This window comes from Cytobacillus kochii, assembly GCF_044790165.1.
GTDB lineage: Bacteria > Bacillota > Bacilli > Bacillales > Cytobacillaceae > Cytobacillus > Cytobacillus kochii.
On record NZ_CP085254.1, the window covers coordinates 4,457,907 to 4,480,688 of the forward strand.

Here is a 22,782-nt window from a genome sequence, read left to right on the forward strand (position 1 = left end):
AGAAAGTCCCTCCATCCCTTTACAATGTAGGTAAGCTTAGAAAAAGGAGCATTCACATGAATATATTAGAAGCACATAAAATTCATAAAACCTACGGTAGTAGAGGGAATAAACAAGAAGTTTTAAAAGGCTTGGACCTGCATATAAAGCAAGGTGAATTTGTCAGTATTATGGGGGCATCGGGGTCAGGGAAGACAACCTTGCTCAATATCCTTTCGACGATTGATCACTTAAGCTCTGGTTCCATTAGTATTGAAGGAAAAGAAATGACGAAAATGAAAGAAAGACAACTTGCGGAATTCCGTAAACATTATCTTGGCTTCATTTTTCAAGATTATAATTTACTTGATACATTGACAGTAAAAGAAAACATTTTACTGCCATTATCAATCAAAAAAGTATCACGGACTGAAGCCAATGAACGCTTTTCTGACATCGCCACTGAATTAGGGATTGAAGAATTAGCAAACAAATATCCAAGTGAAATCTCTGGTGGTCAAAAACAACGAACATCAGCAGCACGTGCTTTCATTCATGAGCCAAGTATTATTTTTGCGGACGAACCGACCGGTGCCCTTGACTCAAAAGCAGCTTCTGATTTACTCAATAAATTAACGCGACTGAATGAAACAAGAAAATCTACGATTATCATGGTCACACATGATCCTGTTGCAGCGAGTTACTGCAGTCGCGTAATTTTTATTAAAGATGGACATATCTACACCCAATTGAACAAAGGTGATGAGAAGAGGCAAGATTTCTTTAAGGATATTATGAAGACGCAAGCCATTTTGGGCGGTGTACAAAATGAACATTAATTTGCTCATTTGGCGTAATTTAAAGAAGAATTTGAAGAATTATTACCTTTATGTTTTTGCACTTGCTTTTAGCTCTAGTCTTTATTTTGCCTTTGTTACATTACAATATGACCCTGCATTAGATGAGGCGAGCGGTACAATAAAAGGTGCAGCGGCTATACGGGCAGCATCTGTCCTACTCATCGTAATTGTTGCTGTTTTTCTTTTATTCGCTAACAACCTTTTTATTAAACGACGTGGACAAGAAATTGGTCTCTTTCAACTAATTGGGATGACAAAGGGGCAAATCTTCCGCATACTCACAATAGAGAACTTCTTATTGTATTTCGGTTCTCTATTCATTGGCATTTTTCTCGGTTTTCTTTGTTCCAGGTTTGTGCTAATGATTTTATTTAAGTTAATCTCAATGGATGAATTAGCTGAATTACAATTTTCAACTCAGGCGTTGGTACAGACATTAATCGTGTTCGCTGCCATTTACCTTCTCATTATGGCGAACAACCTTTTCTTTATTCATCGTCAAAGCATCCTATCACTGTTTAAGGTTAAAGCTACGACAGAAAGCACCGTCAAACGTGTAACAATTGTGGAAATAATTATTGGTATTTTAGGAATTGCTTTTATTCTTACTGGTTATTATGTTTCATCACGCCTGTTCAGTGGGGATTTCACCTCAATAAATGAATTATTTATAGTGATGATTTTCATCCTTGGGAGCGTGATTGTTGGTACGTACCTATTCTTCCGTGGTTCTATTACCTTCTTAGGAAATGTCATTCGTAAAGGCAAAGGTGGTTACTTGAGCATAACAGATGTTATGTCCTTATCATCTATTATGTTCCGCATGAAATCCAATGCGTTACTATTAACGGTTATTTCAACGGTATCGGCACTTGCCATTGGTTTACTGTCTTTATCTTATATCCAATACTATTCAGCCGAAAAGAGTGCTTTTGAACGTGTACAAGCGGATTTTTCTACTAATAGTGAAAAAGAAGCAAATATGCTAACAGAGGCATTCAATGATCATAATATCGCTTATACAGAAGAAACAATGGAAGTCTTAGTTACTACCTTTAATATGATAGATTTGATTGAACTAACTGTTGATCCCGAATTAGCAGAAGTCGATGTAAAGAAGATGGAATCTACAGTAGTTAGCGATAAATTTGTTGAAGGGTTAGATGTTTTGCCTAATGAAGTGTTCTTCGCTGGATGGCCAGCAATGTATGACTCACTGATGAAAGTAAAGCATGATAGCTCTATTGTGATGCATACAACTGCAAAAGAATACAAACTAGACTTTATTGGTTTAAATGATGAACCTGTCATTCCCTTTTATTTCACAAACGGTGGCTCACCAACTGCTGTTGTCGATGACACTCTATATAAGCAATTGCAAAATGAATTAAATGCTGATTTACAATTAAATCTCCAAGACCAAGGCAACCATTTTTATAAAATAAACCTGCAAAACACAGGAGACATAGAAAAAGCGAATAATCTATACGAAACAATGGATTTCTCTCACAATACTTGGTCCCTACAATTAGAATTTGAAGGGGTAAAAATATTTATCGGTTTGACATTATTTATTACCGGCTTCTTAGGGCTTACATTCTTAATCACTTCAGGCTGTATCATTTACTTTAAGCAAATGGATGAAGGGGAAGAAGAAAAGAATGGCTATACGATTTTACGTAAGCTTGGCTATACTCAGAACGATCTCCTAAAAGGCATTTGCGTGAAACAATTTTTCACTTTTGGTATCCCCCTTGTTCTCAGTCTGTCTCATAGTTACTTCGCTGTTAAATCGGGCTGGTTCTTGTTTGGAACAGAAATGATGACACCAACTATTATTGTCATGGTTATCTATACTGTGCTTTATTCCATCTTTGGATTATTAGCGATTTTACATTATAAGAAAGTGATCAAAGATGCATTGTAATGAATGAAGAGCACCGTTCATTTAAGAACGGTGCCTTTTTAATGCATTTTTTTACATCATAAAGTTTGAATAAAATGCTTTAATTGTTTGTTAAACTCCTGTACTCTCAAAAATCTTCCTTCTCTTAAGTACTCTTTTCCTTCTTTAAAGAGGATGACTGTCGGTACAGAAAAAACCAAAAACTCACCGGCTATTTCGCTTACAACCTGATAGTTAACTTTTCCTAGTTTTATCTTTTGAAAATCCTTCACACTCTCTAATAATTTGGGATACAATGCATGACATACACTACATTGATCACTCCAAATATAAAGGAGGGCAAAGTTATTTTCTTGAACAAATGCTCGAACTTCTTTAATTGATTTCAATTCTGAATGCTTATTCACTTTTTCAAACTCCTTTAAAAGCACAGCATCATTTTTTAGTAATTTTTATTTTGGTCAGTGCCCTCCCTTTTACTTCTAATATTTCAAAAGTAAGATTGTTTTGTACAATGACTTCACCTACCGCCGGAAAATGGTCTATTTGCTTTTGTATGTAACCTGCCAGTACATCATCTTCCTCTGGTATATCTGTCTTAAATACAGAATTGAGTTGATATAATGTAATTTTTCCATTACAGATGATTTCTGTGTCAGTCAGCTTATGAATATGCCTTTCAGTATCAAGATCCATTTCATCTTCAATTTCTAACCCAATCATAGCTTCAATAATGTCTTCATGAGTAACAATTCCTTCTGTTCCACCATATTCGTCCAAGACAATTGCTAGATGTTTTTTCTCCATTGTCATTTGGCGAAAAACACGCTCAAGAGAAGCAAATTCATAAATAACTAAGGGATCTGTATCACAATAATCCTCTAGTGTTTTATGTGGTTCCGCAGCCCAAGATAATAAGTACTTTGAATGAAAAACTGCGACAATACGATCAATATCCTCCCGATAGACAGGATACCTTGTATACGGATGTTGAATCACAGTATCTCTTACTTCTTCAAATGTAGTTGTAATAGGAAACGCAACAAGATCTATTCTTGGGGTTTTTAGCACGTCTTTTACATTTAAATTGTGAAAATTAAGTACACCTTTAATACGATGAGACTCTTCTTTTTTAAAGATGCCTTCCGTGTCAGCGATTTCCACCATTGCCCGTAGCTCTTCCTTAGAAATCGATGATTCTTGTTTCTGCCCCTTTGATAATATGCGGGTAATAAACCCCGTTAAGCCATTTAAAATGACTGTCACTGGTTTTAGAATAAAAATAACGGTCCGAATCACAGGGTATACAAGATACGATATACGATCAGGGAAAGCTGCTGCAATGGATTTCGGAATTACCTCCGAAAATATAATAATAACCACTGTTAAAATGGCCGAAGCAAGCGCAACATTAAACCCATATTGAATAGCAAGGGTTGTTACAAGTGTTGGTAGTAAGATATTAGCAATGTTATTACCAATGAGAATAGAAGTAATAAACTCACTTGGCTTTGAGACGATATTAAGAAGCTTTTCTGCCTTTTTATCATGGTTTTTCGCTTTCGTTCGCAGCCTCATCTTATTTGTTGCAGTTAATGCCGTTTCACTCCCTGAAAAAAAGAATGAAACAAATAAGAGAAAAATAATAGCAATAATCAACTCTAGTCCCCCTAACAAATGAACAGCCATTAATCGATATTTTATATACCAATAGTATACCTAACTACTCTTCCTACAAACATATTTGATTGACTTTAAAAAAGGATTATATATTCTAGCAGCTAAAAAAAGGCTAGGAACTGCTTTTCGCACCTGCCCTAGCCTTTATTGTCACCTTATTTTACTCTTTAATAATTTGCAGCTTTTCTTTCATACTTGTTCGGGGCTTTGCTTCAGGAATATGATCGGCATAACCAATCATTAAAGTAGCTACTACTTTCTCCCCTGGTTTTACACCAATCGCTTCTCGGAAGACAGGATTATAGATCCAATCATTGGTACGCCAAATCATGCCAATTCCTCTTTCCCATGCAGCTAATTGGAAATTTTGAATCATTGCACTCACTGCACCATAATCCTCATCCCATGTCTTTTGACGAGGGTCCTCAGGCATCACAACAACTAAGTGCAACGGTATAGAGCGAAAATAAGCGGATTTATTTTGTGCTTTTTCAGGTATGGTCCCATCCTTTAATTTTTGCGTTTGGCAAAATGCGTCAATAAACTTCTCTTTCCCTTTTTCAGCGAATAGTAATAAACGCCATGGTTCCGTCATTTTATGATTTGGTGCCCATTTTGCCACCTCTAGTAATTCTACAATTTCATCTATGCTTACAGGATCTTGTTTGAATTTTTTAATCGAACGGCGATCCTTGATGATTTCATCGATTTTTCTCTCCATTTCCAGTCACCTCTTCTAACATTCTACTTACCAGAACTATTATACTATTTTCTGAACTTTCTTTCATGCTCAAGCAACCAGCCTTTTCTTATCATCCCACCTGCATAACCAGTTAATTTTCCGTTTGTGCCAATAATACGATGGCAAGGTACAATGATACTCATTTTATTTTTTCCATTAGCGCTCCCGACTGCACGGACAGCTTTTTCATTTCCAACAATGACGGCAATGTCTTTATATGAGGCAGTCTCGCCGAAAGGAATTGTTGTTAACGCTTGCCATACATTCGTTTGAAAGGTTGTCCCATTGAGCTCATAAGTAATGTCAAATGCTTCTCTCTTCCCTTGAAAATATTCCTCTAATTGCTGTACGCATTCCTTTATTACATCTGGCGAGTCATCCCTCAATGGTTCTGCGATTTCCGTTCTATCAAGAAATTGAACAGCTGTGATGGCTTTTTCTGTTCCTTCGATTGATAGCACACCTACAGGGGAATTTATTTGTACAAGCGATTTTTGCATAACAAGCTCACTCCCTCATTTTTTACTTGTATTCTAACACTCTTTCTAAAATTTAGTTAGAGAAAGAAGGAAATCACCTTGTAAGCGCTTAACTATTTATAAGTAAAAAAATATTAGAGGGAGAGGATCAGCGAATGAGTTTATTGAACGCATCATTTCACTTAAATCTACAAACGGATTTAAAATTTGGTTATGAGGTCGTTCAACAAGAGCTTTCAGACAAAATTAAAGCGACAGGAAAGAAGAAGGTCTTCGTTTGTACAGATAAAGGACTGATTTCATCAGGTGTCGTAGAAAAAGTTACCCAAGTATTAGAAGATGCATCCATTGAATATGCAGTTTATGCAGAAATCGAACCTAACCCGTCTGCTCATTCCGTTATGGAAGGCATGAAGAGCTTTCAACTAGAAGGCGCAGACTTGATTATTGCCCTTGGTGGCGGTAGCTCTATGGACTTTGCCAAAGCGCTGGCTGTAGCAGTCACACACCCCGGACATGTACTGGAATACGCTCTTGGCGGTAAGCCAATAGAAGATAAACTACCATTACTTTTTGCGATTCCAACAACAGTTGGTACTGGCTCTGAAGTAACGATTGCGAGTGTAATTACAGATAGCGACGGTGGTAGAAAACTTGTTCTAGGGTCTCCTTATCTAGTACCAAAAGTTGTGTTTGTGGATCCGGCACTCACGCTAGGATTACCACGCAAGCATGTGGCTGCTACAGGGGCTGATGCACTTGTCCACGCCATTGAATCTTATGTTTCATTACCTGCTAATCCTTTTACAGATGCTCTTGCTCTTCAAGCGATTCGCATGCTCTGGACCTATTTACCACAAACCTATGCTCATGCAGACAATTTAGAAGCAAGAGGGCAAGTCCATCTTGCTAGTACATTGGCTGGCATGTCATTTAGCCTTGGTGGATTAGGGATTGTTCATTCCTTATCACATCCAATGTCTGCACGCTACGGTGTCCCCCATGGACTTGCGAATGCCGTGATATTACCAAAAGTGATTGCCTACAATCTTCCGGCATCAACAGAAAAATATGCAACAATTGCACGCATGATTGATCCATCCTTACATTCCGTAAGTATGCAACAAGCAGCCAAAACTCTTATTCCGTTAGTAGAAGAATTAATGCATTCTATTGATATTCCACAAGATTTTTCGCATCTCGATCACCACTTTACAGATGAAGATATCGCCCAACTAGCAAAAGATGCAATGAACGATCATGGAACCGTACATTATAATCCAAGAAAAGCAGTGAAAGAAGATATTGAAGCCATTTATAAAAAGGTCTTACCTGTGAATATAGACGAGAAAATTTATCATTAACTAAGAAAAAAGAGCAGTCCTTCCGAGCTAGACATGAATAAGCTTAATTCTGGAGCGGAAATACGACAGCATAAGTTGATCTTACGAATGTAGTTCATTCATCTTTGTCGCGGCTCAACTTCTACCAAAGGACCGACAAACTTCTGATCCAATTCCAAAGCTTTTAACAACGTTCCGTACGAGAGGCTAAAACTAAAAGAAGCCAACCCAATTTAATTATTAAATCGGGCAAGCTTCTTTTAGTTACGTGTACGTTGTAGGAAAGCTTTGGTTCTTTCCATTTTGGGGTTATTGAATAGTTGCTCTGGTGTCCCTTCTTCAGCAATGACGCCTTTATCCATGAAGACAACGCGATCCGACACTTCACGGGCGAATTCCATTTCATGGGTGACAATAAGCATGGTCAGGCCTGTGCCAGCCAGTTCCTTCATCACCTTTAACACTTCGCCAACCATTTCAGGATCGAGTGCTGAGGTTGGTTCATCAAACAACATCACATCTGGCTCCATTGAAAGTGCTCTTGCAATCGCCACACGCTGTTTTTGACCTCCGGAAAGCTGTCTTGGCTTAGCTTCTACATAAGCCTCCATCCCGACCACACGCAAATATTTCTTCGCGATTTTTTCTGCTTCCTCTTTTGAACGCTTTAATACTTTTATTTGCCCAACAACACAATTGCCCAATACATTATGGTTATTAAATAGATTAAAAGATTGAAAAACCATGCCGAGATTTTTACGATATTGATGGACATTATGTTTATCGTCGAGGATATTTTCACCGTTATAGATAATTTGTCCACCACTTGGCTTTTCTAATAGATTGACACATCTTAATAGGGTCGATTTCCCAGACCCTGATGAGCCGATGATTGTAACTACTTCTCCTTTATTCACTGAGAAGTTAATATCTTTTAATACTTCATGACTACCAAAAGACTTACTTAACCCTTGAATATCAACAACTGTATTCACTTTTCCAACTCTCCTTTCCGCCACCTATGCTCCTGTTGTTTTCCTTTTGATATCTTCTGCCGTATCCATTTCACCTGCAACGACGTAATTTTCCGGTCCATCCATTCTTCTTTCAATATAGCGTAGAATTAATGTAACGGTATAAGTCATAACGAAATAAATAATACAAACAACAAAGAATGACTCAAAGTAGCGGAAATTATTCCCTGCAATTGAATTCGTTTGGAAAAATAATTCAGATATAGAAATCACGCTTAACACGGCAGTATCTTTTATATTAATGATAAATTGATTACCTGTAGCTGGAAGAATGTTTCGAATGACTTGAGGTAAAACAACATTCATCATTGTTTGCAAATGGTTCATCCCAATGGCTTGGGCTGCCTCATATTGACCTGGGTCGACAGAAATAATCCCTCCACGAACAATCTCAGCCATATAAGCACCCGTGTTAATGGAAACAATAACGATACCAGCAATGAGCGGATCCATTTGATAGCCAAAGGCCATTGCTGCCCCGTAAAAAATAACCATTGCCTGTACAATCATTGGTGTGCCTCTAAAGAATTCAATATAAGCAGATAACAAGAAATTCACTATTTTTAATAACAACCGTTTAGGACCATTCTCCGGTATTGGTATTGTTCGAAGAATGCCTGACAACAAACCAATTAGGGCACCGAAAACGGTACCAATTAAGGCAATGACTAATGTCACACCGGCGCCTCGTAAAAACATTGGCCAATATTCGACTACGATGCGAATAATCCATTCTATACTCATAACATGATCTCCTTTTCTCTCATCATGATTGGCCATTACCAATCAATCTGCTAAGGATTTGCGCTTCAAAGGTTTAATTAGTCCTTCTATTACTTAAAGGGAGAGGATGCGCTACCCTAGTTGTTTATTTCTCATGTCTCTCCTAACCTTCTTCTCGATATAAAACCGGCTACATCTCATGCAGCCGGCTCATTTAGTTATTCTGCCGCTGGCTGATTCTCAATAGCAGCATCCATTAATTCTTTTTGTTCTTCTTCAGAAATATCTGCAAGGATTTCATTGATTTTATCTGTTAATTCGCTATCTTTTTTCATCCCTACTGCAATGGCAGTATCTTCTTCACTTGTCTCAAATCCTTCAGTAAATTCAACCATCGCAAAGTTATCATTAGCAGCTGAAGCACTTACACCTTCAGGACGTTCAGAAACATAACCGTCAATAATTCCAGACTCTAATGCAACACGCATAGCAGGGAAGCTCTCCATCGCTGTTTGCTGTTGTACGCCGTCAATTTGATCAATTACTGAATAATGAAATGTATTTAATTGGGCAGTAACCTTTGCTCCACTGAAGTCTTGAATGGATGTGGCATTTTCGTAATCGCTACCTTTTTTCACTACCATGACTAAATCAGATTCGTAATAGTTATCAGAAAAATCAATCGTCTCTTTTCGTTCTGCTGTTGGTGACATACCAGCAATAATGGCGTCAATTTTATCTGAACTTAATGATGGTACTAAACCATCCCATTTTGTTTTCACAATTACTAACTCTTTTCCTAAACCTTCTGCTATCTTCTTCGCAATCTCAACATCGTAACCGCCTGCAAACTCTGAATTACCTTCAATTGCAACTGCGCCGTTGCTATCATCCATTTGCGTCCAGTTAAATGGCGCATAACCCGCCTCTAGTCCTACACGAAACACGTCTTTATCTTCTCCACCTGAACCTGTGCTTCCTTCAGCCTCATCATTTGAACCACAAGCAGCTAGAAACATACTCATTACTAAAGCCATAGCTAGTAAAGCAAATCTCTTTTTCATTTCTATTCCCCCTAATATATTTTTCTACTAATTAAACTATTCCGAATTAAGAAAAAGAATAACAAAAAAAGACCTGAGATGAACTCAGGTCCTTGTTATTCTTCCGCCTAAATCCTCTACTTTTCCCATTTTAGAGATAGTGCACCTTAATAAACCGGGTAAATTTATTAAGACAGTCCTGCAATTATTCACTGCAGACCCAACATGCTATACAAATGGATATAGCACATTTCGGCGATATTTCCTTCTCTTTAGTTTCATCATGCCTTATCACTCTACTAAAGACTGTTAAATACCGCGCCTCTACCCCACCAGAAAAAGTGAGGTTTATTCAATTTGATATCTATTAGGCTACAATAGTTTAATAGCGTCTGTCAATATAAACTCTATGGAAAATTGGTCCTTTTTTCGCACAACCTTTTGTCCAGAGCATAATTACCAATGTCAAGCTTGTTTGCTTGAAGCTAACTCTTTTAACTGGATGCTCAAATGATTAATATCCGCTACCGAATGGTTTACTTTTGACACCATCTCATGTTCATCTTCTATGATGGCAACGATTTCCTCTGTAGCTGCAGCGTTTTCCTCTGATATATTTGCCATATTTTCAATCTGTTCTTGAATTTGCTCAAATTTTTCTGTGGCAGCGGACACTTCATTGACACCTTTCACTAACTCTAAGTTGTTTTCTTGTAATGATGTTTGGATCTCGTTGAAAAAGGCAGATATCTCTGTTAGAAGTGCTTGTCCCTGCTTTACAGCACCTTCCCCTTCAAGAGAGCTTTGACGTGCTTCAAGAGACTGAGTGAAAAGAGTATTCGTCACTTCAGAAATCGCCACCGTGATTTCAGCACTTTGCTCAGCTAACTTCCTTACTTCATCTGCAACGACCGCAAAACCTCGCCCATGCTCTCCGGCTCTTGCTGATTCAATTGCTGCATTTAATGCGAGTAAATTAGTTTGATCGGCAATTTGTTTAATGCCTGCTAATAATTTATTCACTTGTTCCATACTAGAATGAACATCTGATACCGTCGATGCTGTCACACTAATCGTTGTATTTACTGTATTCATATGCGATGTAACATCGACTATCTTAGTTAAACCATCTTGTACTTTCTCATTCATACTCTTCGACTCTTCTACGACACCTTCTGAAATGGCAACAGATTCTTTTGTATTTTGTAAAGACTGACTCATAGAATCATTGACAATATTTAAGCTATTCGCTTCTTCCTGAATACTTGTAGCCATCTGTTGAGCAGCTTCTAATACTTGTTGGCTTGACTCATGTATCGTTTCAATATTTTGCTTAAAAAGTCCAATATGATTTTCTAGAGTCACTGTACCTTTATCTATTGAACCAAAGGTGTCTTGCAACTGTATGAGAAGGTCTTTTGACTCCGTTTCTTTTTGCTCTGCTTGGTCAATCAATTCCCTACCCCAACTAGCTAATAAATAAAATAAGTACAAAATCCCGTTGGTGACAAGAATAATAGTAAAAATACTCCGGACACTATTACTTTCTCCTAATAACTGATGGCCAATTATAAAGCAGGTAGCAATAAAACTAATATTAAAGAATGCAGAAAAAGCAACAATCATTTCTTTCTTAAAATACAGCACCACCATTGCAACCGTTAAGAATAAAATATAATGCTTATTCAAAGCATATCCGTCCACAAAAAAGAGCATCATCACAATGAGGTTTGGTATAGCAGCATACAAAAAGCCCTTTACGTAATCATTGATACGCAAAAAGTACAGAACAATAGCCATGACAATGACAGAAATCCCAGCACACATAATGACAATTGTATCGCTCAAACCTCGGTCAATAACAATAGGTAAGACTAATAAAACAGCTAATGTCATCAATCCCCACATATTCACTTTATGAACTCTTAATAATTCGTTCTTTTGCGTACCCAATTATTTTTCCTCCTAAATTAATCCAAAAACAAGGACTTTAAGCCTATTATTTGGGGTTTTTTTCTTTTATTTCTCTTATTTATTTCGGTATGATTAACTATTATGTTAGTGCTTTATAGCTAAATATTTTAGGAGGATACATAATGAGAATTGCGATCATGGGAACAGGGTCTTTAGGGACGATTATTGGGGCACACTTATCAAAAGGGGCACATCATGTGGAATGCATCGATGTGAATACTGATCATATCAATGCCTTAAACAGTAACGGCGCAACAGTTGTGGGGACGGTAAACTTGCAGGCTTCTGTAAAAGCCATCACGCCACAAGAAATGAATGGCATTTATGACCTTGTCTTACTTTTAACAAAGCAAGTATACAATGAATCAGTGCTCCTACAATTACAAGCGCATATGAACGAAGCAAGCATATTACTCTCTTTACAAAATGGTGTTCCAGAAGAAAGTTTAGTAGAATCACTTGGTTCATCCAACATTATTGGTGGTTCTGTTGAGTTTGGTGCAACTTGGGTAAAACCAGGTGTATCACAATTAACATCAGACAAAGAGGCATTCTCTGCTCACGCGTTTCAAATTGGTGAGTTAGACGGACAGATTACTGATCGCGTGAATCAAGTAAAAACCGTTCTTGAAGATGTCGGTGGCACAATCGTGTCAAATAATCTTATCGGTACAAAATGGTCCAAACTTCTTGTTAATGTAGCGATGAGCGGTATGTCGGCAGCACTAGGTTGTACATATGGAGATATTTTGAATAACGAGGCAGCTGTCACAAGTGCAGTGATGTTAGCTGATGAAACGTTAAAAGTTGGATACGCGAATAACATTCAATTTAGCGAACTAGCGGGTGTAAATGTAGGTATCTTCTCTATTAGCGAAGACAAGAGCAACCTACCAATGGTCATCCAAGTTGCTAAACAAGCATTTGCTCCTCAAGCACTGCTCAAAGCTAGTATGCTACAAGATTTAGAAAAAGGATTACAAACAGAAGTCGACTATATTAATGGTTACATTTCAACAAAAGGGAACGCCCTACAAGTATCTACTACAGTAAATGATCTTGTCACAAGCTTGATCAAACAAGCAGAAGAAACAAAACAACTGCCGGACTTTAATGAAAATATTAAAGCATTTGAGTCCCTATTAAACAAAGAATTTGCCATTCATTAATCCATACTCGAAAGACAGGCTGAGTGAGACGTGCGAAATCGAACCCCTCACCAGCCTTTTTTCCTTCCTCATTCCCATGCAGCATTAGAGAAATAATTGGTTAATACATAAGTATAATCCAGTAAATAAAAGGATGGAGTATGAAATAATTGAGAAAAACGTTTGGCTCATGACTTTAAAAAATAATTGTCCTAAAAATATGCCAATTAGTGCCACAGGAGCTCCAACCAAACTAGCGAGCCAAACTGTTTGTGTGGTACCGGCGACAACCATTTGGATAGTCAGACTGATTACATAAATATATAAATAAAAAGCAATTGTCGTTCCTCTGAGAATTTCCATATTCGTTTTGGTGCCCGAGAAATACAATAATAACGGCGGACCAGGCATCCCAATACTTGTCGTTAATGTTCCAGATAGCCCACCAGCGCCATAATCTCTATTTCTCGTTTGCTTCATCTTCAATTGAGCAATCATCAACACAGTCAAAACCAAAATTAGAATACCTATCCCTAGTTTTAGCCAGTTAAGCGGTAACCAAAGAAAAATGACCATCCCTAAAGGTAAACCAAAAATACTGCCGATGATGAGTCGTTTTAACACTTTTTGATCAACATCGACCTTGACTTTCCCTATCATGACAATCGAAATAAACAAAGATAAGATTAAGTTGATTTGAATGGCCTCCATCGGCTCAAAAAACAGCAGTAAAAACGGCGTCGCTAAAATAGAAAATCCATATCCCGTACTCGCCTGTAATATAGATGCAACTAAAATAAGAAGTACATATAAAATGAGCAATTGAGCAAACCACCTTCATTATTACAGAAACTTTCTCCCCTGCCTCTATTTTACCATTTCAGCTAACAAAACCCTCATAAGATGGACCGTTTGTTTCACGTGGAACGAGAAATTTTTGTGGGGACTTATCTAATTAAGATAAGAAAAAAGTGCCTCTTAATTAAAGGGATGTAAGACTACTTTTCCTTATTGAATTGTTGTTTAAAAAAGCTTTGTTGGATACGGATATTTCACGTTTCAATCATGCCTTATTTTATATATACGACTATTTGTAATGGATGTTAGTTTACTGTTGCTTTACATGTAAACATTCATTACTTTTTTACTGCCCTAATGATATAAACCGGCTCACTTCCTAATTTCTGTGGAGAAACGGTCATTTTCATATCGCTAAAACCGGCATTTTCCATTGCCTTCATCATATCCCCAGATGATACTCTCGGTCCTCTGGCATCTGCGGTTTTTTCAATATCAATGCATAAGAATGTACCTCGAGATTTTAAGGTACGCTTGATTTCTTCTAGTACAGCGGATAATGGTTTTACTTCATGTAGCGAGATTGAAGCGATCGCAATATCTACTTGTTCATCTGCTAATGGTATGTCTTTAAAATTAGCTATTACGGGCTGAATATTTGTGATCCCTCTCTTCTCTGCTGTTAGCTGCAAATAGTTTAAAATTTCCTCATCCAAATCAAGTGCATAAACCAAATCTACCCTTTCTGCTATAGGTAGCGCTACGTATCCTGCACCAGCTCCTATATCTAATACGACGTCACTATGATTGAGGGGGAAGTATTGAAATAATTCCTCAGCTGAAAAACGATCAATATTTTCAAGATGACTAATCTTTCTTTTTACTTTTTCATTCATAAGTAATAACCCCTTTTTAATTATAGATATAAACACTCTTTAATAACTATAATTTATTTAATCTTCTTTGTAAATGGGGAATATTGTAATGGATGAAAAAACGGAGCAGAGTTTGTTCTGCTCCTTTCTTTATGAGGAGGCCTTTGTTTGGAGAAGCTTAATACCTAAGCCGACAAAGATCATGCCCGTTACCTTATTAATAATAAATTCTGCTTTAGGATTATTTCTAAGTTTTTTCGTTGTTGTAGAGGCAAAAAGCGCGACTATCGAACACCAAATGGTTCCTGTTACAACATAGGTCATACCAAGGATGATAAAAGGAAGTGGGCCATATCCATTGTCTACAGATATAAATTGGGGTAGAAATGAAATATAGAAAAGCGCCACTTTTGGATTGGTTAGATTGGTTAGTAAACCTTGAGCAAACACTTTCCTTGCAGTTAAAGGTTTCGTCTTTTTAACTTCAAATTGTGAGGATTTTTGAATGACCATACGTACGCCAAGATAAATTAAATACGCCGCACCAATCATCTTTACAATAGTAAATAAAATGACTGACGTTGTAAGAATAAGAGATAATCCGATAGCAGCTAAAAATGTATGCACCATTGCTCCTGTAGATATACCAAGAACAGAGTATAACCCTGCCTTCTTACCTTGTGAGACACTCCGTGAGACAATATACATCGTATCTGTCCCAGGGGTAATATTCATAATAATCGCGGCGGCTAAAAACACCGTAAAACTTGTGATGCCAAACATCTAATCTTCCCCCTCAACCAATACATGTATTAAAATTACTTCCATTGTACTCCTCTCGCAAGAAAAGAAATAGAATATTTTTAAAAATTATTTCTGAACAAGGATAGCCATTGTCTCGCTTCTATCAGTGTAAGGCTCTCCAGCCACATTACTATACTCATTAATCACTTTAAATCCAGCATCTCGGAGCTCTCTTATCAACCGCTCCTTAGTAAAGTATTGATGCCAAATGTGATACACATCAGCAGTTTCTTCAGTCAGTACCAAAGTTTGTTCAAGAGAAATTTCCTCATCATATTTTTTGTTATGAGAGATTTCCAAGAAAGGATGGGCAGACCAAAATCCCCCTTGATTATTCATTGACCATTGTTTTCCCTCTACAAAAGAATGATACTTATTAACGGTAAATACATCTAAAAATAGGCGTCCAGATTCAGTTAAGCAGCGATAAATATTCTTTAACAACTGCTTGCGATTCTTTGGCGATAATGCACCATAATCACAATAGATCAGCGTCGCAAAATCAAACGTATTTACGTCATCCATGTTCAGATAATCCTCAAAGCGATACTGTATCGGTAAATGCCTTTCACTAGCCTGGGCTTTGGCGTAAGCAATAGAGTTCTCGGAGAAATCAATCCCTGTAACCGCATAGCCTCTCATTGCCAGCTGTTCACAATAAAGACCTGGTCCACAACCGAGATCAACTACTCTATCTCCACTGTTCATAAGCTGTGAAATAAATCTTACCGAAGCATCTATAAATTTCGGTTCTCTACTCGCTCCTTCATGGTTTGGATTAAGATGTGCTTTTAAAAGCTGTTTTGCAATATACTCATCTTGCCAAAACATTTTTTCAGATGGTTGAAAAGCTTCTGGCTGTTCAATTTTGCTTAAAATCTCCTTATACATAAAAAGTCCCCCTAGTCGAAAGATATTGCATATTATAACAGAATTCAAGGAAAGCAACGATCATTCTCTTGCTGGATGAATACAGGGTTAACGGCTATACTATAAGAGATTCTTACTGAAAATTAGAGGTGTACAACGTGAAGCACGTAAATATTTTGATTGCCGATGATGAGGCGGAAATTGCTGACCTTGTAGGGCTCCATTTAGAAAAAGAAGGCTTTCATATTTTCAAAGTAAATGATGGAGAAGAAGCATTAAAAATTGTACAATCACAGCCAATTGATTTGGCTGTCTTAGATATTATGATGCCCCGTTTAGACGGACATGAAGTCACTAGAATGATTCGCGAACAAAACTATCTTTTTCCGATTATCTTTTTGAGCGCTAAAACATCTGATTTTGACCGAATCACCGGGCTTGTCATTGGAGCTGATGATTATATGACCAAACCGTTCAATCCTATGGAATTAGTGGCACGCGTCAAATCACAATTACGCCGGACAATGCTGTATAATCAATCAGCTTCAAAAGAGAATATTTTAGAGTTTCGAGGACTTACGATTGATCCTGATCAACATAAAGTAACAAAATATGATACGGTCCTCTCTCTCACCCCGAAGGAATTTGATATTCTCCTCTTACTCGCTAACCACCCGAATAAGGTTTTTAGTGCAGAGCATATTTTTCAAACTGTATGGGGAGATGCATATTATGACAACCAAAATACAGTGATGGTTCATATTCGCACATTAAGAAAGAAACTTGGGGAAGACAAGAACGAGTTTATTAAAACCGTCTGGGGAGTAGGTTATGCCTTTCATGGTTAAATTTAAAATTAATTTTCAAACGAAACTATTACTACTCGTCTTCGTTAGCATAATATTAGCTGGCTTAATCACCTATGCACTTTTTGCATTTATGCAATATTATTATCATCAGTTTGTGTTCATCGATGATCCTTTAGCTCGAATCAGGTGGGCATTAGGAAATAAGGGTCTATTTATTATTTTTGCGATTCTATATATTCTATTTACACTCGTCATTTTCAAATTACTTACAAGACGATTTTCATCTTATTTCAGTCATATTTCACATGGTTTAAAGCAATTAGCTAACAGTGATTTTCAATATGAAACAATAATCTCTACTAACGATGAATTCAGCCAAATAGCGATGGATTTAAATACAGCTAGTCTCAAGCTAAAAGAGGCGATTGAGCGTGGAGATTTTGCTGAGTCAAGCCGTGATCAGTTAATTGTCAATCTCGCCCATGACTTACGAACACCACTCACATCAGTCATTGGCTATTTAGATATTATCAAAAAAGACACTAGCTTAACCGAGGAACAAAAAAAGCATTATACAAACATTGTCTATAAAAAAGCTGGGCGGTTAGAAGAATTAATTGATCATCTTTTTGATATAACGAAATTAAATTATGGGAAACTCTCTATTATCAAAAGTGAAATTAATTTAAGTGAGTTATTATTACAACTCTGTGAGGAAATGTATCCTGCCCTAAAGAAGAATCACTTAGAGGCAAGATTACATTTACAACCCTCCTTAATGATTGAAGCAGATGGGAGACAATTAGCACGTGTATTTGAAAATCTCCTAAATAACGCAATACGCTATGGGGTGGATGGACAATTTATCGATATTCACTCTTCATTAGACGATGAAGGAGCGATTGTGCAGATTATTAACTACGGTGATGATATCAGAGAAAAGGACCTACCTTATATTTTCGATTCCTTTTACACATCCGACCCTTCTCGCGCCCATCAAGAAGGTGGAACAGGGTTAGGGTTATTTATTGCCAAGAATATTGTTGAACAGCATGGCGGTCGTATCACTGTCAATAGTACAGTCATACAAACAAGCTTTGAGATTAGACTTCCCGTTCATCCATCTACTTTGAATCATTAAAGGGATGATTTAAGAAAAACTTTATATTTACCCCTACTTTTTTTTAAGCTTTATTCTTTATCTTTAATTTTATGAATTGAAGGAGGAATAAACGTATGAAGAAGTGGGGATTTTTTTTAGCCATCATTTTATTTTTATTAATAGCCATCAATCAATATCTTACTTCGAATAAAGCCAATTTATTAAGGGATGATATTGAATACGCCAATGAGGAGAACGAAAACAATGATTTCAAGCCCATACCTTCTAATAGAAATTTATCTGTAGAAGAAGATATGATAAACGATGGTCAGCTATTACTTGTTAATGAAGTACATCCATTGAAGAAAAATACAATACTAGACGATGTAGTCAACGTATTTGAATATGATGAATTAGAGAAAGAGTTTGGTCTTATCGATACTAATATCGAATTGTCGATAGATTTATTATATCGATTTAATGATATGATACATGCAGCTAACAAAGAAGGAGATTTTCAATTTTTACTAACAAGTGGCTATCGAAGCTGGGACGCACAACAAACGCTGTATCAGGAAAAAGGGGCGGATTACGCTCTACCTGCTGGTTATAGTGAACATAATTTCGGACTAGCCCTTGATGTCGGTTCTCAAACAACCACTATGTATAAAGCAAAGGAAGCCCAATGGTTAGAAGAGAAAGCTTGGATGTATGGCTTTATTTTACGATACCCTGAAAACAAAAGTGATATTACCGGCATTTCATATGAACCATGGCATATCCGCTATGTTGGTTTACCACATAGTGCAGTAATGCATGAGAAAAATCTTGTATTAGAGGAATATTTAAAACTGCTAGAAACAGAAAAGACAATTGACTTTACATTAGGTGATGTAACTTATCATATTCAATATTTCCCGGTCCATGATGGCAAAACTATTACCTTACCGGATGACGATTACTATCACATTTCTGGTGATAATAAAGAGGGTGTAATAGTCACTACTTACTCTCTTTAAAAAAATAACAGAGCTTTGACCATACTAATACATGAGAAACAAGAAAATTACTCGAGTAGTGTGCACAATTCAGTATGCACACCACTCGAGTAAAATTAAGCAGGATTTCATCACCGTTGTTATTATACATCTTTCTCCATAAACATTTAATAACCCAATCTTCGAACCACATCTGCTCGATCGACTTCATCAATCCAGTTACCATACTTTTCATATAGCTGTCTCAGAATCTGAACATTGCGGGCAATGACTTCACAACCACGATCATCGTATATGAAAAAGATGACATCTCTCGTTAAATTAATAAAGAAAACATCTGGATAATTGACATGATAACCACCAAAACGTGGTTTTAAAGGAAAGTCTTCATGAGCAGCTGCTTTTATAAGTGAATCTATTTGTACGTCTCGGCACTGGCATAATAAAGAGAATTGTTGTAATTGGTATGCGCCTGCATCCTCCACTTCAAAAGGATAAGGCATGGTTTCCACCTGAAGTTGATACAACTTTTTACGTTGCTTCAAATGAGATTGGTAAACCTTTAATTTTCTCGTTCTCTTTTCTTTTTCAGCCATTTTATACATATTAGTCACTAACATCACTTCATCCTCGCTAGCAAATAACTCCTTAAAAAGGGTTGTTGCCTGTTCATAAACAAGCTCAAATCTATCCATATTTAACTGACCTTGTTCGTTAAATTGGTAGATTTCTTCAGCGAACGTGAAAGGAATACCGATGTTCCATTGCTGATATATACTTGGCATTAGTTTTAATCCTGGAAATTGAGACTGCAAATAGTTTGATAACTCCATAGAAGCCCTTTCTTACAGGATTGCATATTGTTCATTTAACACATCTGTAATAAACATATGACCAGGGGCATGCGTAATCATAATCTCTGGTTTTGCCCGCATCGCCACTGCTTGTGGGGTTACGCCACATGCCCAAAATACAGGAACTTCTCCATCTTTAATGGTAACCGCATCTCCGAACTCAGGTTTGTTAATATCTTTAATCCCTATTTTTTCTGGATTTCCTAAATGTACCGGGGCACCGTGGACTGAAGGAAAACGACTCGTTACTTGAATAGCCCTTATCGCATCCGCTTCTTTCATTGGTCTCATACTTACCACCATCGGCCCTTCAAACATACCAGATTTTACACATTCAATATTTGTTTCATACATCGGCACATTGCAGTTTTCTTCGATATGTCTGATTGGAATATGATTATTTAAAAGCGCTTCTTCAAAAGTAAAGCTACAACCAATTAGAAAGCCAACCATATCTGTACGCCAATAACCGGTTGCATCTTGCACCTCATCCACAAGTTCTCCATGCTTATATATACGGTACTTAGGGATATCTGTCATAATATTGCCGTTTGGTGCGGCTAACTTTGGTATAACTGATCCGACCTCTGTTACATCGATAATCGGACAAGACTTTTGGTTTCTTTGACAAAATAATAAAAAGTCAAAGGCAAGTTCTTTTGGTAATACAGCTAAATTCGCTTGGATAAAGCCATTAGCAATGCCAGCAGTGGGCTGCTTCCAATAACCTTCCCTAATCTGCTTACGTGCTTCTTCAGGACTTACTGTTGTTAAATTCAATCTTATTCACACCTTTCAAGCTATTATTCAAACAATTGTGGGATCCCATTAATTAAAGAGTAACCGCCCATTAATGCCATAACAATGACAATTAGTAGCCCAAACAAGGTTAACCATAACGGATGTTTATAATCGCCAACAATCTTCGCCTTATGTGCAGCAATTAACATCACACCTAGAGCGATAGGCAAAATTAGTCCATTTAATGAACCAACTAATACGAGGATTTTCACTGGTTGTCCAATCATAACAAATACAAGGGTAGATATTGCGATAAAACCTACTGTAAACCATTTTGCATTTTTATCAATGAAATGGGTGAATGTCCGAATAAATGAAACGGATGTATAGGCCGCACCAACGACAGATGTAACCGCTGCTGCCCACATAATCACACCAAATATTTTATAGCCAACATTGCCGGCAGCATGTTGAAACACAGATGCTGCTGGATTATCAGGGTTTAAAGTTAACCCTTGAGAAACAATCCCTAAAGCAGCTAAGAAAAGGAAAATTCTCATTAATGAGGCAATTCCAATGGCACTCACTGCACTTCTTGTTACTTGTGGTAAAGCTTCTTTCCCTTTAATACCAGCATCTAATAAACGATGCCCACCGGCAAAGGTAATGTAACCACCGACTGTTCCACCTACTAGTGTAACAATAGCTAAAATATCAATCGTTTCTGGTACAAATGTACGTGTCACAGCTTCACCAACTGGAGGAGAGGCAGTAAACATGACATAAACCATCAATCCAATCATGACAAACCCTAGCACTTGTGTGAAGCGGTCCATTAGCTTTCCTGCTTCTCGAACAACAAAAATACCAATAGCAACTAATCCACTTAATAAAGCGCCTAATTCTGGAGAAACACCAAATAATACATTCGTTCCAAGTCCAGCTCCAGCAATATTACCAATATTAAAAGCCAGTCCCCCCATCACTATGAGTAAGGCCAAGAAATAACCTAATCCAGGTAAAACCTGATTAGCAATATCTTGCGCTTTCTTTTCTGAGACGGCTAAAATTCGCCAAATATTTAATTGTGCTCCGATATCTATGATAATCGAGACTAAAATAACAAACCCAAAGCTTGCTGCTAGTTTTTCTGTAAACACAGTTGTTTGTGTTAAAAAGCCAGGCCCTATTGCTGAAGTAGCCATTAGGAAGGCTGCACCTAAAATAATACTTCTAGTTGATTGTGTTTTCATTAAGCTTCTCCTATTCGTCTCACTTGGATATTTTCTTTTTGTAGAGTCGCATGAATGAGTTTAGCAAATGCCAATGCATGTTTGCCGTCACCATGAATACAAACAGTATCTGCTAAAATGTCAACATCCTTGCCACTTACAGACGCTACTTTCCCTTCCTTTACCATACGAACGACCTGTGCGACCGCTACCTCTTGGTCGGTAATTAATGCATTTGATTCTCTCCTTGAAGTCAAGGAACCGTCATCTTGATACGTACGGTCAGAGAATACTTCACTTGCCGTTTTTAAACCTATCTTCGCACCCGCTTTTACTAGCTCGCTACCAGCTAAGCCAAACAAAATTAATTCGGGATCGACTTTGTACACAGCTTCTGCAATAGCTTCAGACAACTGAGCGTCTTTTGCTGCCATATTGAAAAGGGCTCCGTGTGGTTTAACATGTTGCAACTTTCCGCCCTCAGACTGAACAAAAGCGGACAATGCGCCAATTTGGTAGACAACAATATCATACGCTTCTTGAGGGGAGATATTCATTTCTCTTCTACCAAAGCCAACTAAGTCTTGTGTTCCTGGATGAGCACCAATCCCCACTTTTTTCTCTAATGCCAGTTTCACCGTCTTACGCATCGTTGTCGCATCACCTGCATGGAAGCCACAAGCAATATTTGCACTGGTCACATAATTTAAAATTTCTTCATCATTACCAATTGAATAGTTACCGAAACTCTCACCTAAATCACAGTTTAAATCAATCTTTATCATCGT

23 protein-coding genes and 1 riboswitch are annotated in these 22,782 nt (G+C 37.3%); of the genes, 7 read left to right on the forward strand and 16 right to left on the reverse strand.

Annotated features, from left to right (window positions below; translation table 11 throughout):
• Positions 1-56 precede the first annotated feature (56 nt).
• Both LG276_RS22665 and LG276_RS22670 read left to right on the forward strand, forming a co-directional pair.
• The gene (locus LG276_RS22665) at positions 57-818 is read left to right on the forward strand and encodes an ABC transporter ATP-binding protein (RefSeq protein ID WP_404292996.1); all 762 of its coding nucleotides are present in this window, start codon (positions 57-59) and stop codon (positions 816-818) included.
• A complete protein-coding gene (locus LG276_RS22670) occupies positions 808-2,766 on the forward strand; it encodes an FtsX-like permease family protein (RefSeq protein ID WP_404292998.1) in 1,959 nt (652 codons plus the stop codon). Before LG276_RS22665 ends, LG276_RS22670 begins: the two co-directional genes overlap by 11 nt.
• Before the next feature lie 56 nt (positions 2,767-2,822).
• On the opposite strand, the gene LG276_RS22675 is transcribed toward LG276_RS22670, so the two are convergent.
• The 4 genes from LG276_RS22675 to LG276_RS22690 all read right to left on the reverse strand — a co-directional run bounded on the left by LG276_RS22675 (position 2,823) and on the right by LG276_RS22690 (position 5,667).
• A complete protein-coding gene (locus LG276_RS22675; RefSeq protein WP_224936886.1) occupies positions 2,823-3,152 on the reverse strand; it encodes a thioredoxin family protein in 330 nt (109 codons plus the stop codon).
• A gap of 28 nt (positions 3,153-3,180) precedes the next feature.
• Positions 3,181-4,404, reverse strand: a complete 1,224-nt coding sequence (locus LG276_RS22680; protein ID WP_224936887.1) for a hemolysin family protein — start codon at positions 4,402-4,404, stop codon at positions 3,181-3,183.
• A gap of 181 nt (positions 4,405-4,585) precedes the next feature.
• Entirely contained in the window at positions 4,586-5,146 is a 561-nt protein-coding gene (locus LG276_RS22685) for a nitroreductase (protein WP_281202835.1), read from the reverse strand.
• 44 nt (positions 5,147-5,190) lie between these two features.
• On the reverse strand, positions 5,191-5,667 hold the full coding sequence (locus LG276_RS22690) for a methylated-DNA--[protein]-cysteine S-methyltransferase (protein WP_404293000.1): 477 nt from the start codon (positions 5,665-5,667) through the stop codon (positions 5,191-5,193).
• A gap of 134 nt (positions 5,668-5,801) precedes the next feature.
• Here LG276_RS22690 and LG276_RS22695 point away from each other — a divergent pair, with 134 nt between their 5' ends.
• A complete protein-coding gene (locus tag LG276_RS22695) occupies positions 5,802-7,010 on the forward strand; it encodes an iron-containing alcohol dehydrogenase family protein (RefSeq protein WP_404293002.1) in 1,209 nt (402 codons plus the stop codon).
• Positions 7,011-7,249: 239 nt separating this feature from the next.
• Here the strand turns inward: LG276_RS22695 and LG276_RS22700 are convergent, their stop codons facing one another.
• The 4 genes from LG276_RS22700 to LG276_RS22715 form a co-directional block, all read right to left on the reverse strand.
• On the reverse strand, positions 7,250-7,984 hold the full coding sequence (locus tag LG276_RS22700) for an amino acid ABC transporter ATP-binding protein (RefSeq protein WP_095373573.1): 735 nt from the start codon (positions 7,982-7,984) through the stop codon (positions 7,250-7,252).
• A 24-nt stretch (positions 7,985-8,008) separates the two neighbouring features.
• Positions 8,009-8,767, reverse strand: coding sequence for an amino acid ABC transporter permease (locus LG276_RS22705; RefSeq protein ID WP_095371435.1), 759 nt, complete (start codon positions 8,765-8,767; stop codon positions 8,009-8,011).
• A gap of 197 nt (positions 8,768-8,964) precedes the next feature.
• The gene (locus LG276_RS22710) at positions 8,965-9,810 is read right to left on the reverse strand and encodes a transporter substrate-binding domain-containing protein (RefSeq protein WP_341105284.1); all 846 of its coding nucleotides are present in this window, start codon (positions 9,808-9,810) and stop codon (positions 8,965-8,967) included.
• A gap of 129 nt (positions 9,811-9,939) precedes the next feature.
• Positions 9,940-10,124: riboswitch (Lysine riboswitch) on the reverse strand.
• Positions 10,125-10,254: 130 nt separating this feature from the next.
• Complete coding sequence (locus tag LG276_RS22715) at positions 10,255-11,742, reverse strand: methyl-accepting chemotaxis protein (protein WP_404293005.1); 1,488 nt, start codon at positions 11,740-11,742, stop codon at positions 10,255-10,257.
• A 143-nt stretch (positions 11,743-11,885) separates the two neighbouring features.
• Here LG276_RS22715 and LG276_RS22720 point away from each other — a divergent pair, with 143 nt between their 5' ends.
• The gene (locus LG276_RS22720) at positions 11,886-12,932 is read left to right on the forward strand and encodes a ketopantoate reductase family protein (RefSeq protein WP_404293007.1); all 1,047 of its coding nucleotides are present in this window, start codon (positions 11,886-11,888) and stop codon (positions 12,930-12,932) included.
• Between the two features lie 84 nt (positions 12,933-13,016).
• Here the strand turns inward: LG276_RS22720 and LG276_RS22725 are convergent, their stop codons facing one another.
• The 4 genes from LG276_RS22725 to LG276_RS22740 all read right to left on the reverse strand — a co-directional run bounded on the left by LG276_RS22725 (position 13,017) and on the right by LG276_RS22740 (position 16,279).
• Positions 13,017-13,733 (reverse strand): sulfite exporter TauE/SafE family protein, encoded by a 717-nt coding sequence (locus tag LG276_RS22725; RefSeq protein ID WP_404293009.1) that lies wholly within the window; start codon positions 13,731-13,733, stop codon positions 13,017-13,019.
• 314 nt (positions 13,734-14,047) lie between these two features.
• Positions 14,048-14,605, reverse strand: a complete 558-nt coding sequence (locus tag LG276_RS22730; protein ID WP_404293011.1) for a class I SAM-dependent methyltransferase — start codon at positions 14,603-14,605, stop codon at positions 14,048-14,050.
• Positions 14,606-14,734: 129 nt separating this feature from the next.
• Entirely contained in the window at positions 14,735-15,367 is a 633-nt protein-coding gene (locus tag LG276_RS22735; RefSeq protein ID WP_224936897.1) for a LysE family translocator, read from the reverse strand.
• 87 nt (positions 15,368-15,454) lie between these two features.
• The gene (locus LG276_RS22740; RefSeq protein WP_404293013.1) at positions 15,455-16,279 is read right to left on the reverse strand and encodes a class I SAM-dependent methyltransferase; all 825 of its coding nucleotides are present in this window, start codon (positions 16,277-16,279) and stop codon (positions 15,455-15,457) included.
• Positions 16,280-16,416: 137 nt separating this feature from the next.
• On the opposite strand from LG276_RS22740, the gene LG276_RS22745 reads away from it, so the two are divergent.
• The 3 genes from LG276_RS22745 (at position 16,417) to LG276_RS22755 (ending at position 19,188) form a co-directional block, all read left to right on the forward strand.
• Positions 16,417-17,106: a response regulator transcription factor gene (locus tag LG276_RS22745; protein ID WP_224936899.1), complete on the forward strand. Its 690-nt coding sequence runs from the start codon at positions 16,417-16,419 to the stop codon at positions 17,104-17,106.
• Positions 17,099-18,208 (forward strand): HAMP domain-containing sensor histidine kinase, encoded by a 1,110-nt coding sequence (locus LG276_RS22750; protein WP_341105274.1) that lies wholly within the window; start codon positions 17,099-17,101, stop codon positions 18,206-18,208. The genes LG276_RS22745 and LG276_RS22750 overlap by 8 nt, the downstream gene beginning before the upstream one ends.
• A gap of 95 nt (positions 18,209-18,303) precedes the next feature.
• The gene (locus LG276_RS22755; protein WP_404293015.1) at positions 18,304-19,188 is read left to right on the forward strand and encodes a D-alanyl-D-alanine carboxypeptidase family protein; all 885 of its coding nucleotides are present in this window, start codon (positions 18,304-18,306) and stop codon (positions 19,186-19,188) included.
• A gap of 146 nt (positions 19,189-19,334) precedes the next feature.
• Here the strand turns inward: LG276_RS22755 and LG276_RS22760 are convergent, their stop codons facing one another.
• From LG276_RS22760 to LG276_RS22775, 4 genes are read right to left on the reverse strand one after another with little or no spacing between them, the layout of a single operon-like run.
• Positions 19,335-20,000, reverse strand: a complete 666-nt coding sequence (locus tag LG276_RS22760) for a DUF3885 domain-containing protein (protein ID WP_341105270.1) — start codon at positions 19,998-20,000, stop codon at positions 19,335-19,337.
• A 12-nt stretch (positions 20,001-20,012) separates the two neighbouring features.
• Positions 20,013-20,801, reverse strand: coding sequence for a putative hydro-lyase (locus LG276_RS22765; protein ID WP_281202844.1), 789 nt, complete (start codon positions 20,799-20,801; stop codon positions 20,013-20,015).
• 23 nt (positions 20,802-20,824) lie between these two features.
• Positions 20,825-22,015 (reverse strand): NRAMP family divalent metal transporter, encoded by a 1,191-nt coding sequence (locus LG276_RS22770; protein ID WP_224936904.1) that lies wholly within the window; start codon positions 22,013-22,015, stop codon positions 20,825-20,827.
• Positions 22,015-22,779 carry a LamB/YcsF family protein gene (locus LG276_RS22775; RefSeq protein WP_251162410.1) on the reverse strand — a complete coding sequence of 255 codons (765 nt, stop codon included), beginning with the start codon at positions 22,777-22,779 and terminating at the stop codon, positions 22,015-22,017. The genes LG276_RS22770 and LG276_RS22775 overlap by 1 nt, the downstream gene beginning before the upstream one ends.
• Positions 22,780-22,782: the final 3 nt, after the last annotated feature.